Origin of the sequence: Pseudomonas sp. Fl5BN2 (assembly GCF_009908205.1) — a bacterium.
Lineage (GTDB): Bacteria > Pseudomonadota > Gammaproteobacteria > Pseudomonadales > Pseudomonadaceae > Aquipseudomonas.
Genome location: NZ_JAAARL010000001.1, coordinates 365,615 through 382,990, shown reverse-complemented (window position 1 = coordinate 382,990; position 17,376 = coordinate 365,615). Strand labels below are relative to the sequence as shown.

11 protein-coding genes and 1 pseudogene are annotated in these 17,376 nt (G+C 61.5%); 10 read left to right on the top strand and 2 right to left on the bottom strand.

All coding sequences use genetic code 11. The features are described from left to right. The first annotated feature begins 3 nt into the window (after positions 1-3). The 10 genes from GV819_RS01805 (at position 4) to GV819_RS01760 (ending at position 14,981) form a co-directional block, all read left to right on the top strand. Positions 4-3,069 carry a virulence factor SrfB gene (locus tag GV819_RS01805; protein ID WP_161752908.1) on the top strand — a complete coding sequence of 1,022 codons (3,066 nt, stop codon included), beginning with the start codon at positions 4-6 and terminating at the stop codon, positions 3,067-3,069. After that, on the top strand, positions 3,066-5,786 hold the full coding sequence (locus GV819_RS01800; RefSeq protein WP_161752906.1) for a putative virulence factor: 2,721 nt from the start codon (positions 3,066-3,068) through the stop codon (positions 5,784-5,786). The genes GV819_RS01805 and GV819_RS01800 overlap by 4 nt, the downstream gene beginning before the upstream one ends. 3 nt (positions 5,787-5,789) lie before the next feature. Continuing rightward, entirely contained in the window at positions 5,790-6,815 is a 1,026-nt protein-coding gene (locus tag GV819_RS01795) for a hypothetical protein (protein WP_161752904.1), read from the top strand. Then, entirely contained in the window at positions 6,812-8,800 is a 1,989-nt protein-coding gene (locus GV819_RS01790) for a vWA domain-containing protein (RefSeq protein ID WP_368668854.1), read from the top strand. Before GV819_RS01795 ends, GV819_RS01790 begins: the two co-directional genes overlap by 4 nt. 10 nt (positions 8,801-8,810) lie before the next feature. Next, positions 8,811-9,515: an ABC transporter ATP-binding protein gene (locus tag GV819_RS01785; protein WP_161752902.1), complete on the top strand. Its 705-nt coding sequence runs from the start codon at positions 8,811-8,813 to the stop codon at positions 9,513-9,515. Next, complete coding sequence (locus GV819_RS01780; RefSeq protein WP_161752900.1) at positions 9,499-10,722, top strand: ABC transporter permease; 1,224 nt, start codon at positions 9,499-9,501, stop codon at positions 10,720-10,722. Before GV819_RS01785 ends, GV819_RS01780 begins: the two co-directional genes overlap by 17 nt. Further along, a complete protein-coding gene (locus GV819_RS01775; RefSeq protein ID WP_368668853.1) occupies positions 10,712-12,250 on the top strand; it encodes an SUMF1/EgtB/PvdO family nonheme iron enzyme in 1,539 nt (512 codons plus the stop codon). The genes GV819_RS01780 and GV819_RS01775 overlap by 11 nt, the downstream gene beginning before the upstream one ends. 33 nt (positions 12,251-12,283) lie before the next feature. Further along, positions 12,284-13,009, top strand: coding sequence for a hypothetical protein (locus tag GV819_RS01770; protein WP_161752896.1), 726 nt, complete (start codon positions 12,284-12,286; stop codon positions 13,007-13,009). A 10-nt stretch (positions 13,010-13,019) separates the two neighbouring features. Further along, positions 13,020-13,523 carry a hypothetical protein gene (locus GV819_RS01765; protein WP_161752894.1) on the top strand — a complete coding sequence of 168 codons (504 nt, stop codon included), beginning with the start codon at positions 13,020-13,022 and terminating at the stop codon, positions 13,521-13,523. A gap of 66 nt (positions 13,524-13,589) precedes the next feature. Beyond that, positions 13,590-14,981, top strand: a complete 1,392-nt coding sequence (locus GV819_RS01760) for a VWA domain-containing protein (protein WP_161752892.1) — start codon at positions 13,590-13,592, stop codon at positions 14,979-14,981. A 276-nt stretch (positions 14,982-15,257) separates the two neighbouring features. Here the strand turns inward: GV819_RS01760 and GV819_RS33605 are convergent, their stop codons facing one another. Then, entirely contained in the window at positions 15,258-15,980 is a 723-nt protein-coding gene (locus GV819_RS33605; RefSeq protein WP_434738416.1) for a methyl-accepting chemotaxis protein, read from the bottom strand. Positions 15,981-16,160: 180 nt separating this feature from the next. Then, positions 16,161-17,234 (bottom strand): annotated as a pseudogene (locus tag GV819_RS33600) (Cache 3/Cache 2 fusion domain-containing protein); the annotation flags it as partial. Positions 17,235-17,376 lie beyond the last annotated feature (142 nt).

The following is a 17,376-nucleotide window of genomic DNA, read 5'->3' as shown; positions in this document are numbered from 1 at the left end:
GACATGTTGCCTGAAGTCACTCAATTCGAAGATACCGTCACTCTGGTCAGTGACACCGGCATCCAGTTCATGGACTTTGCCCTGCGCCTGGACGCACGCAAAGAGCCGGCCGGCGAGTTCGCGCCGATGATCAGCGGGTTGATCTGCCGCCTGCTGTACAACGAAGAGAAGGATTTCTACTTCTACGAACCCGAACCGGAAAAAATCGAAAAGACCAAGCCGGTATTCAGCGTCGACATGAAAAGTAGCCTTGACCTGCTGGACGGTGTCTGGCTACCGATTCCATTCTTTCGCTTCATGCCGCCGCACCGCTTTGACGAAGGCCCAAGCAATTGGTCGCGCATGCGCCTGGTCAAGTTGGCAACACCAGACATCGACGGCAACACCCATCGCCTGACCATGGCTTTCGACAGCCGCGTGATGCCCAAGCGTGAAGGCACCGCCTACCTGGCGCCGAACGAAGAGGACATCAGTTCCGGGGTCTCTTTCAAGCTCGCCAGCCAGGCCCGGGAAATCCGCTGGTTCCTGGCCCAGTCGTGGGTCAACGAATGGCTGCTGGAAGTGTTCAACGAGGGCAACCCCCATCGTTCCCGCGAAGAGCTGGACATCGAGATCCGCGCCAATCACCACCTGGCCCACTACCTGAACGTGCTCAGCCTGCTGAGCAAACCTACGGCAGCGCAACAGTCTGACAAGCCGCCCAAGGTCGACATCCCTGAACTCAAGGTGGTTGCCAACGACAGCAATGGCCTGGTCAAACCGATTCCGGTGGACCTGGTACTCGACGTCGGCAACTCGCGCACCTGCGGCATTCTGATCGAGAACCACGGCCAGGCCGGCTCCGGGCTCAAGCAGAACTACGTACTGGAACTGCGCGACCTGATCACCCCCGAGCACACGTACAACCAACCGTTTGAAAGCCGCGTGGAGTTCTCCCAGGCCTACTTCGGCAAGGACCATTGCTCGGTCAAGAGCGGACGCCACGATGCCTTCCAGTGGGCGACCATCGCCCGGGTCGGCAGCGAGGCCGGGCGCTTGGCCAGTCGACGTCGTGGCACCGAAGGCTCCACCGGGCTGTCCAGCCCGAAACGTTATCTGTGGGACGAGAACGCCTACGGCCATGGCTGGCGCTTCAACTGCGCCTACGTCAAGACCGACAACGAGCCCTACGCTACTGCTGCGCCGTTCTCGCACCTGATCAACGAAACCGGCGAGGCGCTCTATACCCTCGACGAAGACGACCGTCTGCCGGTGTTCATGCCACGTTATTCGCGCAGTTCGCTGATGACCTTCATGCTCGCCGAGGTACTGGCCCAGGCGCTGTCGCAGATCAACAGCCCGGCCCAACGCTCGCGCCAAGGGCACACCCGCGTACCGCGCATGCTCAACAGCGTGACCCTGACCGTGCCACCGGGCATGCCACAGGCTGAACGCAGCATCCTCAACGAGCGCATGCTGCAAGCCATTGGCCTGGTGTGGAAGAGCCTTGGCTGGCACGTCGGCGAAGAAGACCCGCATCAGGATGAAAGCCACAAGGCCCGCACACCGATCCCGAGCATTCGGGTCGAATGGGATGAAGCCTCCTGCGGCCAGCTGGTTTACCTGTACACCGAGGTCAACGAGAACTTTGCCGGGCACCCGGAGGAGTTCTTCGACACCATCGCTCGCCCGGACAAGACCGACCGTGAGCGCATCACCCTGGCCACCATCGACATCGGCGGTGGTACCACCGACCTGGTCATCACCGACTATCGCCTCGACCGCGCCGGCAACATGGGCAGCGGCAGCAACGTGCACATCGTGCCCGAGCAGCGTTTTCGCGATGGTTTCAAGGTCGCAGGTGACGACATCCTGCTCGACGTGATCCAGGACTTTGTCCTGCCGAGCTTTGAAAAGGCCTTGCAGAACGCCGGTGTCAAAACCCCGGATTCGCTGATGTCGCGCCTGTGTGGCGGAGAAACAGTCAGTGTTCAAGACGAAATCCTGCGCCAGCAATTGAATCTGCAGGTGTTTGTTCCCCTGGGCCTGGCCCTGCTCAAAGCCTACGAACATTATGATCCACAGGACCAGCTGGAAGTGGCCAACCACCACTACCGCGACCTTCTGGGTGACAACGCCATCAGTCAGACCGTGCTCGACTACGTCAACAGCGCGGTGCGTCGTGAAGTCGGCGGGCAGAGTGGCTTCGACTTGTATGAGTCGTCGATCGGCTTTGACCTGCAGCGCTTGCACGCAGCCTTCCTCAACGGCCAGATCAACATCACCAAGATCCTCGGTGCGCTCTGCGAAGTTGTAGCCCACTACCCGTGCGACGTGCTGTTGCTGACCGGCCGGCCATCACGCTTGCCCGGCGTCCAGGCATTTATCCGCAAGGTCCTGCCGTTGCCGCCAGGACGCATCCTGGCGCTGCAGAACTATCGCACCGGTGGCTGGTACCCATTCCACAAGAACGGTCGGATCGACGACCCGAAAAGCACCGCCTCGGTCGGCGCCATGCTGTGCCTGCTGTGTGCCAACCACAGCATGCCGAACTTCTACTTCCGCTCTTCGGCGCTCAAACCGTACTCGACGGTCAAACACATTGGCATCATCGATCAGAACAACGTGATCAAGGATGCTGATGTCCTGTACCGCGACATCGAGTCCGAAGACAACAAGATCAAGTTGCCGGTAATTGGCACAGGTGACGAGGCCGACACACCCCAGCTGGAAATGCGCGGCGATCTGCGCCTGGGCTTCCGTCAACTGGCCGCCGAGCGCTGGGCTGCTTCGCCGCTCTACACCTTGAGCTTCACCCCGGCCGGACGCGACAAGTTTTCCCGGGCAATCGGCGAAAATGGCGACGCACCACTGCTCAAGGTGCGCTTTGAAGTCAAGGCACCGGACAAGCACACGCGCAAACACGGGCTGGTCAGCGACCGGCTCTCGGTGAGCCGCATCGAATCCAACAGCAACAATGTCAGCTTCAACCCGCGCAGCGACCTCAAGCTCGAACTCAATACCTTGCTTGATGCCAGCCTGAGCGAGACCAAGTACTGGCTCGACAGTGGAAGTGTGAAACGCAAATGAACGACCTGCCCCCCGAACAAACTCAGCTCTCGAACAGTTGGGCTGCGGTGTATGAAGGTGCCGGCCAGGCGCTGGAGTGGATCGCCCAGACCCGTGGCAACGCCCCGCGCCTGGACGGTGAGGCCGACAACCTGAACCTGCGTTTGCACCGCGCCCGCAACCTGGCTAACAGCCTGGGGCGCGTCGCCTGTACGCCGATGACCATCGGCTTTTTCGGCCTGTCCCAGGCCGGCAAGTCGTACCTGATCTCGGCGCTGGCAGCAGGACAGAACGGCAAGCTGGAAACCGACTTCGGCGGTCAGCGCCTGGACTTCATCGAGCACATCAACCCGGTGGGTGGCGGCAAAGAAGCCACCGGCCTGGTCACACGTTTCAGCCGTCGGGCCAAACCCGGTGACGATCCGAGCTTTCCGGTCGAGCTCAAGCTGTTCAACGAAATCGAACTGGCGAAAATCCTCGCCAACTCCTGGTTCAAGGATTTCGACCTGGAACGGATCTCCTACGAGATCGACGAAGAACGCATCCAGCGCGTGCTCAAGCCCTTCGAAGGTCGTGAAACCGGGCCGCTGCAACCCGGCGTCAGTGCCGACGACCTGGTGTCGCTGTGGGATTACCTGCGGGACAACTTCCGCAACTCGGTAAAAAAACTCGAACACCTGTACTGGCCCAAAGCATTGCAACTGGCGCCACGGCTGAACTTCCAGGAACGCGCCGAGCTGTTTTCCATCCTCTGGGGTGAGCAACGCGAACTGGTGCGCGCCTACCAACAACTGGCCGGCGCCCTGCACAAGCTCGGCCTGCCCGAGACCGTGTTTGCCCCCCTGCACGCCTTGGTGCGCTTCGAGAACGATGCCTACAGCCAGCGCGACAGCATCATGAACGTCGACATCCTCGAACGTTTCGGCAGCCCGCGGGACTTGCCGATCGAGGTTCGTCCGTACATTGACGCACGCCTGCACAACAGCCAGGGCATCCCCGTGGCACAGTTGGCTGCACTGACCGCAGAGATGACCTTTCGCCTGAGCGAGCCACCGAGTGACGAAATCGTCAACCAGGTAGACCTGCTGGACTTCCCCGGCTATCGCGGGCGCAAGAAACTCCACGACATCGCCAACTCCAGCGATCCCGATTCCAGCACCAAGGACAACTCCATCTCGCAGCTGATCCTGCGGGGTAAAGTGGCGTACCTGTTCGAGCGGTATACCGACAACCAGGAAATGAACGCCCTGGTGGTGTGCACCGGCTCGACCAAGCAGAGTGACGTCAACGATGTAGGGCCGGTATTGAGCCGCTGGATCGAAAAGACTCAGGGCGGCGATGCCGCGACCCGCGCCAAGCGTGAAACCGGCTTGATCTGGGCGCTGACCATGCTCGACCTGCGGGTCAGCACTTCGTTGAAGCTCACCCCGGCGCAATACGGCGAAAGCTGGGACGGCATGATCAAGCTGACCATGCTCGAACGCTTCGGCAGCCTGCCCTGGATGAACGACTGGGCCGGTGCGCCGTTCCAGAATACCTTCCTGGTGCGCAAGCCGCGCATGGATGCCGCGTTCATCAAGCAAGACAGCTCCGGCGCGGAAACCGGGATCAACCCGGATTATCAGGACCGCCTCAACGACCTGGGCCAAAGCTTTGCCAGCAACGAGCTGGTGTGCAAACACATCAAGGACCCGGCCAAGGCCTGGCAGGCCATGCTGAGCAAGGACGATGGCGGTATCAGCCATTTCAGCAGCAGCTTCACCGGCGTGGCCAACACTGAGTTCAAGCTGCAACGAATCCGCGAACAACTCGGTGAGTGCATCGATGGCCTGACCGTTCATGGCCTGAGCACCTGGTACCACGCTGACGGCGATGGTGCTGCAGCGGCCAAGAAAGCCCAAGCACAGTTGATCCTGACCCAATTAGGGCGACGCCCGGCGGTACTGGGCGAGTTGATCAACCACCTCGACGTACCCAGCGAAGAGATTCGCGACCTGTACCTCAGCGGTGCCTACGAGAATGACCAAGCCGAGCCTCTCAGTGACGAGCCCCAGCCAAAAGCTCCGAACCAAAGCCTGTATGGCGACGGCGACGGCTTTGATTTCGCCGACTTCGGCGATGACCTGAGCCTGGACAACAGCCCGCCAACTAGCAGCTCCGCCGCCATCAAGGCACCGGAACTGCAAAGCAACGAGCACCGTTTTGCCAAAGCCGCGTTCACGGCCTGGATCGCCCACCTGCGTGAACTGCCGACCCGCCAGAACCTGCTCAACCTGCTTGGCCTGGAGAAGCCGCTGATCGAAGCGGTGGTCGATGAACTGATCACCGCCGGTTATCGCCAGGATCTGCCAGGGCAGTTGAGCCGGGCAGTGCTCAAGCGCGCCCAGAGCGGTGCACGACGTGACCAGCTGGTGGAGCGCCAGGTGCTGGAAGTGCAACGCGTACTGCGCGACTTCATCTCCTGGTTCGGCTACATCCAGAAGCCACTGACCGAGCGGCCTAACAGCCGGGCAGGCAGCCGTGCGCCGCTGTTTTCCTTCTACACCGACGTAGGGCCGGGGCAAGTGCCGGTACTGCCACCGCAGCCGGCAAACCAGGCGCAGTTGTTCCTCGGTGACTGGCTCTCGGGCTTGGCCTACATCACGCTGGACAATGCCGGACATGGCGCCGGCCGCGAAATCACCCCTGAACAGAACGAAAGGCTGGGCCGCGTGCTAGCAGCCTTCACAGCGAGATAAGCAATGCCCATTCGAGTCGACTTGCTCGCGTTAGAGCCCAATGCACCTGGCCAGTCCCGCCTGACAGTGAAGAAATGGCAAGGCGCCCAAGAGCACCTTGAGTTCTCCATCCAGCGCAATCAGGACGCGTTCTACCTGCAGGACGGAAAAACCTGGAGCAACAGCCCTTACTGGTTCAAGGTCGCCCGCTTCGATGTGGACGCCAGCGGTGAAGTACTGGAAACCCTGATCGGCCCGGACGTGGTCGATCCGCTGCTCGAAGGCAGCGCCAACTCCAATTTCCAGATCGAACTGCGCGAGCAGGGTCCGGGGTTCAGCGACAAAGGTGTAGTCCGCCCGGGTTCCGGCCTGCTGCCATCGACCGCCGGTGGCCAGACCCGCTCGACCTACGATGGCGGCAACCTGGCAGCGCCGAGCAGCGCCCCGGAAATTCCACAGTTGCCTGAACTGGCTCTTGCGCAACCCTCGCGTCCGGCAGAACCGGAACTGCCGCAGGCCGAATTGACCTTTGCCATCAGCGAAACCCAGGCCCAGGCGCCCGTGGCGAAACAGTACAAATGGATCTGGGCACTGCTGCTGGTCCTGGTGCTGATAGTCGCCGCCGCACTCTGGTTCTGGCTGAAAAAGCCCGAGGTACAGGCCCCACAAGCCAAGCCTGAAATCCCTGCCGTCGCCAGCCAGGCCGGCGCCTGCACCCTGGAAAGCATGAGCAGCCAGCCTGAACTGGCCTTCGTCCAGGCCTGCATCAAGGCCGCGCCAGCCAGCGCCGAGTTGCTGGAAATCATCAAAGTGGCCAAGGCCAATAACCACTGCGGCGTTGCCCAGCGCCTGTACGCCAACCGGGCCCAGGGCGGCGACCTGCAGATTGCCAGCGCCTACGCCCACGAATATGACCCCAAATACCACCAGGCCAGTAGTTGCTTCGCCGAACCGGATAAAGCCACTGCCGCCTACTGGTACGAAACCATCCTCAGCCATGAGCCGGACAACGCCGAAGCCAAGCAGCGCTTCGAGGAGTTGCAACAGTGAGTCGTGCATCCCTGAGCCGTTTCCTGCTGAGCAGCGCTACGCTGCTGGCGCTGTGCATCAGCCCGCTTTCCCAGGCGGATGACAAGCCGTTGATCCAGGCCGGCAAGAAAACCCTGTTCCAGCGCGTATTGACCACCCCTGGCTGCCATCTCAGCCCGTCGGCTGGCGGTGCCGCCGGTGAGGCACAACCGACCTTTTCGCGCTTTTATGTGTATGAACGGGCTCAGGCCGGCAATGCCGAATGGCTGAAAGTCGGCCCTGACAGCTACGGCAAGACCGTCGGCTGGCTGCCGGCCAACTGCACCACCGACTGGAAAATGCAGTTGACCCTGGCCTTCACCAATCCGGCCAACCGCGATCGCCTGCTGTTCTTCAAGGACCGCGCCACCGTCGAGGGCATCCTGGATGCACCGGACCCGGTGAGCAAGGTCGCGCCCCTGCGCGCCAAACTTAAACAAGGTGCCCAGGCACCCGGCGTGCTGGCTCAAGAGCCCGAGTACTTTATCGATCTGCAGAAGCAGTTCTACCTGCTACCCATCCTCAGTGGCGAAGAGGTGATGACCGAAAGCGGTTTTCGCACTCGCCTGCTGAACGTTGCATCGGTCAGCAAGGACGATGACAAGAATGCCCAGGGCGCGGCCGGAGCCAATGGCGGCGCCGCAGGCAATGCCAACGCCAGCAGCCAGCTGAAAGAGTTCAGTGCGGCCGTGGTGTTCGTCATCGACTCGACCATTTCCATGGACCCTTACATCGACCGCACCCGTGAGGCGATCCGCAAGGTCTACCAGCAGATCGAGGCGCAGAACCTGGGCAAACAGGTCAAGTTCGGCCTGGTCGCCTTCCGCTCCAGCACCAAGGCGGTGCCAGGGCTTGAGTACGTCAGCAAGATGTACGCCGACCCTAACAAGGTCAAAGACAGCACCGACTTCCTGAGCAAGGTCGCCGACCTGAAACAAGCCAAGGTCTCCAGCAGCAGTTTCGACGAAGACGCCTATGCCGGTGTCATGCACAGCATCGACAAGGTCGACTGGAGCCAGTTCGGTGCGCGATACGTGGTACTGATCACCGACGCCGGCGCCATCGAGGGCGACGATAAGCTTTCCAACACCGGGCTCAGCGCCACCCAGGTGCGCCTCGAAGCCGCCAAGCCAGGCGTGGCCATCTACACCCTGCACTTGAAGACCCCCGCCGGGATCAAGGACCACAGCAAGGCCGAGGCGCAATACCAGAACCTCTCGACCTACCCGGGCACCAACACCTCGCTGTACTACCCGGTGAATGCTGGCGATGTGCAAGAGTTCGGCCGCAAGGTCGACGCCCTGGCCAGCGCCATTACTTCCCAGGTCAAAGCCGCGTACATGGGTGAAGACGCCATTGGCAGTGCGCTCAATGCCAAACAGGATCCAGCCGAGAAGAAAATGCTCGAAGACGCTGCCCTGATCGGCCACGCCATGCAGTTGGCCTACCTCGGCGAGAGAACCAACAGCAAGGCCCCTCCGGTGTTCAAGGCGTGGATTACCGACCGAGACCTGATCAAGCAGAACATCCCCACTACCGATGTCCGGGTGCTGCTGACCAAGGCCCAGCTCAGCGATCTCAGCGATGTCATGAAGAAGATCCTCGATGCTGCCAACGAAGGCCTGATCTCTCCGACGGAAATGTTCGAACGCCTGCGCTCGGTAGCCGCCACCATGGGCGCCGACCCCAACCAGCTGAAGCAGAACGGCAACGCCAAGCTCGCCGAACTGGGCGTACTCGGTGAGTACCTGGAAGACCTGCCGTATCAAAGCGAAGTGCTGAACCTGGATGAAGAGACCTGGAAGAGCTGGGATGGCCTGGCACAGGAAAAATTCATCCGCACGCTGAACACCAAGCTGCGTCACTACCAGCGTTACAACGCTGACGTCGACCGTTGGGTGGCTCTGGCCAAGGATAGCGACGCCCGGGACAACGTGTACCCGGTGCCACTGGAAATGATGCCTTAACGAGACGCCCATGCTCGCGATCAACAACCTGCTGGTGCGCCGAGGCGAAGGCGCCCAGGCTCATCAGGTACGCCTGCCGAAACTGCAGATTGGGGCCGGGCAGATCCTGGCGATCACCGGCGAAAGCGGCTGCGGTAAAAGCACCCTGCTGGAGGCCATCGGCCTACTGCTGCGGCCGGTGGAGCTGCAGCGTTTCAGCCTGAGCCCGCCAGGGTCTGTGCTGGACATCGGCCAACTGCTCGCAGCAGACGACCAGCCTGCCCTGGCGGCCGTACGTTCGCGGCACCTGGGGTTCATTCTGCAAAGCGGCGGCCTGCTGCCGTTTCTCAATGTGCGTGACAACATCAACCTGCCGCGTCAACTGCTCGGCATGCCGACGCACAGTGAACACGTTGCTCAGGCAATTAGCGCGCTGCGCCTCGAAGGCTTGCTCGACAAACGCCCCCAGGCCCTGTCCATCGGTGAGCGCCAGCGCGTCGCCTGTGTGCGGGCCATTGCCCATGAGCCGCTGCTGTTACTGGCCGACGAGCCCACTGCGGCACTGGACCCTCATAGCGCCACGCGCCTGTTCGAATTGCTGCTGAGCCTGGTATCGAACCTGAGCCTGAGCGCCCTGGTGGTATCGCACGACTGGGCATTGCTCAAGGATTTTGGCTTGCCGCGCCTGGGCGCGATCAGTCGACAGGGAGAAACGCTGTTTGAACCTATGGATTAATCGCCTATGGCTGCTTGGCAAGCTAGCCCTGGAAGACCTCTGGCACGACCGCAAGGTGTCACTGTGCATCGCGGCATCACTGGTAGCGGTAATCGCGCCGCTGTTGCTGCTATTCGGCCTCAAGCACGGCGTGGTCAGCCAGTTGCAAAACGAACTGCTGCGTGACCCGCGCAACCTTGAAATCAAGATGCTCAGCAGTGGCAACTACGACAATGCCTGGATCGAACGCCTGCGCCAGCAACCGGAAACCGGGTTCGCCTTGGGCCAGACCCGCTCACTCAACAGCCAGGCCGATCTGTTCATCGGCATGCAGCGCTTCGTTGAAAGCGCGGAAATCATTCCCACCGAGGCCGGTGACCCGCAGCTGAACCTGCCCGGTATCAGCCCCGGCGGCCAGCAAGTGATCCTCAGTGCCCGGGCCGCGCAACGTCTTCAGGCCAAGGTTGGCGACAGCGTGCGCCTGCGTGCCGAACGCCGCCTGGACGGCAGCAAGGAGCGCGGTGAAGTCGGCCTGACGGTCATTGCCATTCTCGATGGCGCGCGCTTTGGCCGCGCTGCCGGCTTCGTCGCACCGTCGCTGCTGCTGAGCCTGGAGCGCTTTCGCGATGGTTATCAGGTCCGCGAATTCGGCGTCGAGACCGGCAAGGCCTTGGGTAACCTGCAACCTATGTATGCCCGGGCCCGGCTCTACGCCCGTGACATTGATCAGGTCGCGCCGCTGGAGCGTTGGCTCAACCAGCAACACATCGAGACCTCCAGTCGCCTGGCCGACATCGATAACGTCAAGGCGATCAATCATGTGCTGGGGCTGATCTTCGGTGTGATCGCCCTGGCAGCACTGATCGGCTGCGTCGCCTCGATGGTCGGCGCCTTCCTGGCCAATATCGACCGCAAGCGTAAAAGCCTCGCGGTCCTGCGCTTGCTGGGATTCAATCGGGCCGCCGTGGCTGGCTTCGTGGTGTTGCAAGCCCTGCTGTTGAGCCTGGCTGGTTATCTGGGTGGGCTGGGTTTCTACTTCGTCGGCAGCCATTTGTTCGACGCCCTGCTCGGCAGTAGCCAGGCCACCGGCACGTTCATTTGCCACATCACTGCCTGGCATGGCCTTGCAGCCTTGCTCATTACCTTCATGGTCGCAGCCCTGGTTGCCCTCATCGGCGCTGCGCGAGCCATCAGCATCCAACCTGCGGAGAGTCTACGTGAGCTATAAACGTTTCGGCTGGCTATTCAGCCTGGGCTATCTGCTGGACGCCTCGGCCGCGGGCTGGGAAGAGAAGTTCTACAACCCGATGCCGCAGGACAATGACGTAGTCCTGCCGATGCCTTGCGAAGGCGCAATGGTGTTTCGCAAGGTATTCATTCCAGTGGCCGGACCGCTGGACGACTATCCGACCAGCATCGGCCAGGACGGCTCGGAGTTTGGCTACGTCGAACAGACTCGTCCCACCTTCATCGCTGGCAGCTTCACTGGCGCCAAGAGCGACAAGTCGCGTTACTACCTGTTGGCCAAGTACGAAATGAGCCAGTTGCAGTACGCCGCCCTGACTGAAGAAACCTGCCCGAGCGCTTCGACCAAGATGCGTCTGCCGCAGGTATCGATCAGTTGGGTCCAGGCGGTTGAAGCCGCAGACAAGTACAACCTGTGGCTGCGCAAGAATGCTGCCGACAAACTGCCCAAGGAAGACGGCGCACTGGGCTTCCTGCGGCTGCCAACCGAGGTGGAATGGGAGTTTGCCGCACGGGGCGGGATTGAAGTCGGGGCCGCCGAGTTCCGCGATACCCGCTACCCGATGCCGGAAGGCTTGAACGCCTACGAATGGTTTGCCGGAGCGCAGTCGTCCAACGGCAAGCTGCAACTGTCCGGTCTGCAAAAGCCAAACCCGCTGGGGCTGCACGACATGCTCGGCAACGCTGACGAAATGATGTTCGAGCCTTTTCGCCTGAACAAACTCGACCGTCAACACGGCCAGGCCGGTGGTTATGTGGTGCGCGGGGGTAATTACCTGACGGCCCAGGGCGACATGCATACCTCTCAACGCAAGGAAGAGCCTTACTACAACAGCGAAGGCCAGGTGAAGAACAAAACCACCGGCCTGCGCCTGGCGCTGGTATCACCGACCCTGACTTCCCGCGAGCGTGTGGCCAGCATCGAAGGTAGCTGGAAGAAACTCGGCAGCGGTGCCACGCCCAACGCCGGCAATGCACCTGCCACTGCCCAGGCACTGGGCACACTGGCATCGGGGATCGAGGACAAGGCACTCAAGGAGAAGCTCCAGGCTCTGGAAAACCAGCTGCGCGCCAGCAACCAGCAGCAAGAAGAAACCCGCGACCAAGCGATTCGCGCCAGCCTCAACCTCGGGGCATTCCTCTGCACCAAGATGCTCGATGACGGCCAATACGTGGACTTCCTGCAAAAGAACTACGCCCTCAACTGCGAGTCGGCAGAAAAGGACGCCACCTGCGACATGCGCAAAAGCAAGCTCGACGAGCAAAAGGACCGGTTGCACAAACTCAGCCGTTACTACGCCAGCAGCCTGGTCGAGTCGGCCACGCTGTACGGCAAGCCGCTGATCGAGCCGCAAGTGCCGGTCATGGAGGAAATCATCTCCCGCAACAAGCAACTGCAAGACCTCAAGCCCTATTTGCGCACCCACTGGGCCAACCAGAAGACCTTCCTGCAGAAGCAGAAGATCGATACCGAGGCCTGGCTGAAAAGCTGCAAAACCGTTACTCAGTAAAAAACACCAACACCGTTAACCAGGAGCAACACCATGTCGCGCAACCTATGGACTCGCTTCAAGCTACAGATCGCGTTCATCCTCACCGGCAGCCTTCTACTGACCGGCTGTGCCAGCACTGGTAGTTCCATGCTCGGCGACGGTGCCGACCCGCGTCTGACTCAGGGCAATGACGCCCAGTTCTTCAGCAAGTCCGGCTACCAGGCCTGCGCCGTCGGGGCAGGTATCGGCATCCTCGCTTGCGCGTTGTCGAAAAGCGACAACAAGGCAGTCTGCGCGATTGCAGCCGGTATCACCGCCTGTGGCGTGGCCATGGGTGCCAACTATTACCTGGACCAACGCCGCAGCGAATACGCCGACACCACGACGCGCTTGCAGAAGATGAACGCCGACGTCGAGCAGGACACGCAAAATGTCATGACCCGTAGCGCGACCGCTCAACAAGTGATCAAGGACGACCAGGCACGTATCGCCCAGATCAAGCGGGACATGGCCAATAAAAAGCTCGACAAGGCCAAGGCACAGGCCCAGATCGCCGAGATCGACCATAACATTGCACGCCTGCGCAAGGACCTGGGCAACATGCGCACCAAGGTCACCGAATACACCAAGGTGGCTGATCAGGAGCGCGCGCAAGGTGCCGGTGCCCAGATCAAGCAAGTGGACGTAAGTATTCTGAAAATGAACGAGAAAGTTGCATCCCTGCAAAAAGAAGTGGACGCCTTGTACAGCCAGCGTTCGGCAATCACCCTGGGTTGAGGCCATGACCATGACGACTGCAAAACACTGGGCGGCATTCGCTGCCGTACTCGCCTTGGCCGGTTGTGCCAGCAAACCGGGGGACTGCGACGCGACCAACCGTGACGCCAGCATGCTGACCAAGATGAACTGTGACTACTCCGGTGGCTACAACGACCAAGTCAAGCAGAAGGAACTGGCCTTGACTGCGTCCCGCCAGGAAAACGCCCTGTTCCATCAGGTGTACGAGAACATCGCTGCCCAGCAGGCCGATACCCGCAAGGATCTGCTCAGCCAGCAGCAATCCCAGGCGGCCTTGAACCAGTCCCTGGGCCAATTGCTGACATCGCTCAAGGCCCGGCAGGGCAATGAGACCCAGGTACAGAAACAGATCGCCAGTCTCGAACAACAGCTCAAGGCCAGCCAGGCTGCGACCGCCAGCAATACGCCCGCGGCGCTGGCAGCCAAGCAGGAACAGCTCAAGGCGTTGCAGAAGAAGGTCAACCAGCTGCAATTCAGCCTGGGTTACGAGTAAGGGTTACGCCCTCCACCTACGCAGGCATCGTTCGGGATGCCTGGGTCATTTTCAGGAAACGTCTGCATGCAACGGGTCATCAGGGATGGTCAGTTCACAGTCGACAAGGCCGATGCGTTATCGGCCAAGGTCGCACTGATTCAAAAACACTTCCCGCCCACGGTCGCCAGCCTCTATGCCATTCCCCGCAAGGGCAGCGGCGACGTACTGGAATGGTGGACCGAGCTGGGAGGCCAGCCCACGCCTTACGCTGAACTGAACGAGGATCAACAGCGTCGCCTGCTGGACCTCTATCAGCAGCGCCAGGAGTCCCTGGGGCAGCTTGCGGACGAGCTGCAAAAACGCAACCAGGCGGACCTTGCGAGCGACCTGCGAACCTTGATCGGCCCACCCGAACTGGGCGACCTCTATAGCCTCAACGGTGAGCCGTTGGTGGTGCGATGGGGGCTGCGGCCACCCAAGCCACTGGCCCCTCCCGTGATTGTGCCGCCGGTGGTCATGCCACCGAGCCGCAACGGGTGGAAGATCGCCGCCGCGCTCCTGGCGTTGCTGCTGTTGCTGCTCCTGCTGTGGGCGGCCTACTGGTTCTGGTACCTGAAGCGTGAGCCGGTGGCTGTGGAGCCGGTGATCCCCCCTGTCGTCGAGACACCCGTGAATACGCCGGAGCCGGTGGTATCAGAGCCGGAACCGGTGCCGGAGCCTGCTCCAGAGCCGGTCCCGGAACCTGCACCACCTCCACCACCGCCGCCACCTGTGGCCAAGCCGGCCCCTGCGCCGACCCTGGATAACTACGCCTGTCGCAAGTCGATCCCGGGCGCAATACCACCGCAGTTTGTCGTGGTGCTGGACACCTCGGGCTCGATGAACTTGAACATCAAGGCCGAACGGGCCGATGAAGAATGGTTCTACGGCAACAGATTCAACCAGTACCTTGACCCAGTCCGGGTGGAACGCATCTTCACCCCGCCTAGCCGCATGATGGTGGCCACAGAATCGCTGACAGGAATGATCAAGGGGCTTGATCCGAAGATCGATACTCGCCTGATCACCTTCAACGGCTGTGCCAGTCAGATCGATCACGGAGTCTTCCGCAATGCGGACCGGCCCCGTCTGATCAACGGCATTCGTGGTCTCAGCGCCGACGACGGCACACCGTTGGCGGCCAGCCTAGCCAAAGCGGCCAGCACCGTTGACGGACGCAACAACGATGCAGTGATCGTGATGTTCATCGACGGCGAGGACGGCTGCCAGCAGGATGTTTGCGCCGTGTCGCGGAAAATCGCCGCCCAGCAGCCACGCCTGCGGGTCAACGTGGTGAGCATCGGGGTCGGTGGCGCCTCGCGTTGCATCGCTGAAAACACCGGTGGCCGGGTCTACAGCAGCAACAACGCCGCCGAACTGGGCAAGGCGTTGAAACTAGCGAGCAAGGAGGTGTCGAGCAGCACCCAGTGCAACTAGAACGGCCGGATGCGGTAGCCATCAACGTTTGGCTCGGCGAACTTGTAGTCGCATGAACCGCTGCCGGGGCGATACACGCCGGGCTTTCCTGGCTGAGCAACAGCGCCGAGACGGAGAACAGGCAATGGGCGAAACGGCTGAGATGAGTCATGCCAGCCCCTGCTGGAAGAGACGTCCTTGAAGGGCAAATCACTGCCGGGCTGTTTTAGCTGAAACAAACGTCCTTGCACCATTCGCCCCCGGCCTCACCTGGTGCCGGGGGCGAAGCTGACAGCCTCAGCGGAAGCGGTCGACTTCCTGGCGCAGGTCCGCGGCCAGGCTCTCCAGTTCACGGGCGGTAACGGCCAGGTTCGACACCACTTCGCGTTGCTCGCTGTTGGCCTGGGCAATGCTCTGCAGGTTGCTGCTCAACACCGTGGCGGTGCTGCTCTGCTCCTGGCTCGCGGTGGTGATGGCGGCAAATTGCTCGCCAGCGCTACGGCTCTGCTCATCGATCAGGGCCAGGGCCGAGGCCACATCGGCGTTGCGCGACAGGCCCTCCTGCATCAGGCGATTACCCTGCTCCATGGTCTCGATGGCGTGGCCAGTTTCCTGCTGGATGCTGGTGATCATCTGCGAGATCTCGGTGGTGGCCTCACGGGTCCGCGACGCCAGGTTGCGCACCTCGTCGGCCACCACGGCAAAACCACGCCCCTGCTCGCCGGCACGGGCCGCCTCGATGGCGGCGTTGAGAGCCAACAGGTTGGTTTGATCGGCAATTGCGGTGATCACTCCGACAATCCCGCCGATTTCCTGGGAGCGCTGGCCCAGGGTATTGATCACCGTAGCCGTGCTGTCGAGTGCTCCGGCAATCTGCTCCAGGGACGACGACGCCTGCTCCATGGACTCGCGGCCGATGTGGGTCTGCTGAGCATTTTCCTGGGCCAGGCGCTGGGTGCTGCCCATGTTGTCGGCAATATTCAGCGAGGTGGCGCTGAACTCCTCCACCGCCCCCGCCATGCTGGTGATCTCACCGGATTGTTGCTCCATGCCCTCATAGGCACCGCTGGACAGGCCGGACAGCACCTGGGCCCGGCCATTGACCTCGGCGGCCGAGCGGCGAATGTGCTCGACCATGTTCGACAGGGCTTCGCCCATCTGATTGAAACTGCGCGCCAACTGACCGATTTCATCGTGACTGGACACATTCAGCCGCGCACTCAGATCGCCGCCGCCCAGGGCCTGGGCCTGACGCACCAGATCACTCAGGGGGGCCAGCTTGCTGCGCAACAGCCAGACCGTCGCACCCACTGCCAGCAACATCGCCAACAGGCTGCCAATCACCAGGCGAATGCCGACGCTCCAGGTCACCGCACGGATCTCGGCCTTGGGCATGCTCGCCACCACCGACCAGGGGCCGCCGGCAAAAGGCACTGCCAGGCTGTAGAAGTCTTCGTCCTGATCACTCCAGAAACGCCCTTTGCCCGGCTCCCTGGCTGCGGCCACCATGAACTGCGCCGCCTGATCCAGCGCCTGTACGCCCGCCGGTGGTACCAGCCACTTGCTTTGCTCATCCAGCAAGGCCAGGGACCCGCTCTGCCCGATGCGGAAGCGCTTGAGGTTATCGAACTGGGCATTTTGCGCATTGGTGTAGTCGAAACCGACAAACAACACCGCAATCACCTTGCCTTCACGATCCAGCACCGGGGTGTACTGGGTCATGTAGAACCGCTCGAACAACAGGGCACGACCGACATATCCCTGCCCCGCCATGAGCTTCTGATAGGCCGGGTGGGTATGGTCGAGCAAGGTGCCGATGGCGCGGCTGCCGTCCTGTTTTCTCAAGGAGGTGCTGACGCGAACGAAGTCGTCGCCACTGCGCACGAACAGAGTCGCGACACCAGCGGTCATCTGCTTGAATCCGTCCACCTCATCGAAGTCGTTGTTCAGCACCACAGCCCCCAGGTGCAGCCCGGGAGTCTGGACTCCAGCCACTGTCACCGGTTGTTCGGGATGCAGGCTCAGGCCGCTGCTGAAGCGATTTTCGAACAGGCCGCTGAGGCGCTGGGTGCTCTCGCGCAGGCTGCCGTGAAAGGTATCGAGCTGGTCCGCCAACAGGCGCGCTTCGCTGGCCAGATGCTCTTCTCGAGTGTCGAGATTCGCCGAATCCAGTGAACGCAGGGCAAACAGGGTACTGCCGCTGATCACCAGGGCGAGTATCAGGGCAAGGGCAAGCCCTAGCTGGGAGGCTATCCGGGCACGGGGTTGGGACATGATGGCTCCTGGCCGAGAAGGCGGATCATCCTGATCAAGTGGCACGCTCGGCAACAATATTTCTAGGTGTTTTTAGTAATCCAGGACCTTCCTGCACGCTGGTTCCATGACCTAGGATTCGGCGGCGCTCGATAATACTTGA

What these genes read in the sequence shown, in the direction of transcription:
- GV819_RS01785 (WP_161752902.1), top strand. Translation starts at nt 8,811, where the DNA reads ATGCTCGCGATCAACAACCTGCTGGTGCGCCGAGGCGAAGGCGCCCAG.
- GV819_RS01770 (WP_161752896.1), top strand. Translation starts at nt 12,284, where the DNA reads ATGTCGCGCAACCTATGGACTCGCTTCAAGCTACAGATCGCGTTCATC.
- GV819_RS01805 (WP_161752908.1), top strand. Translation starts at nt 4, where the DNA reads ATGTTGCCTGAAGTCACTCAATTCGAAGATACCGTCACTCTGGTCAGT.
- GV819_RS01765 (WP_161752894.1), top strand. Translation starts at nt 13,020, where the DNA reads ATGACGACTGCAAAACACTGGGCGGCATTCGCTGCCGTACTCGCCTTG.
- GV819_RS33605 (WP_434738416.1), bottom strand. Translation starts at nt 15,980, where the DNA reads ATGGCGGGGGCGGTGGAGGAGTTCAGCGCCACCTCGCTGAATATTGCC.
- GV819_RS01760 (WP_161752892.1), top strand. Translation starts at nt 13,590, where the DNA reads ATGCAACGGGTCATCAGGGATGGTCAGTTCACAGTCGACAAGGCCGAT.
- GV819_RS01800 (WP_161752906.1), top strand. Translation starts at nt 3,066, where the DNA reads ATGAACGACCTGCCCCCCGAACAAACTCAGCTCTCGAACAGTTGGGCT.
- GV819_RS01795 (WP_161752904.1), top strand. Translation starts at nt 5,790, where the DNA reads ATGCCCATTCGAGTCGACTTGCTCGCGTTAGAGCCCAATGCACCTGGC.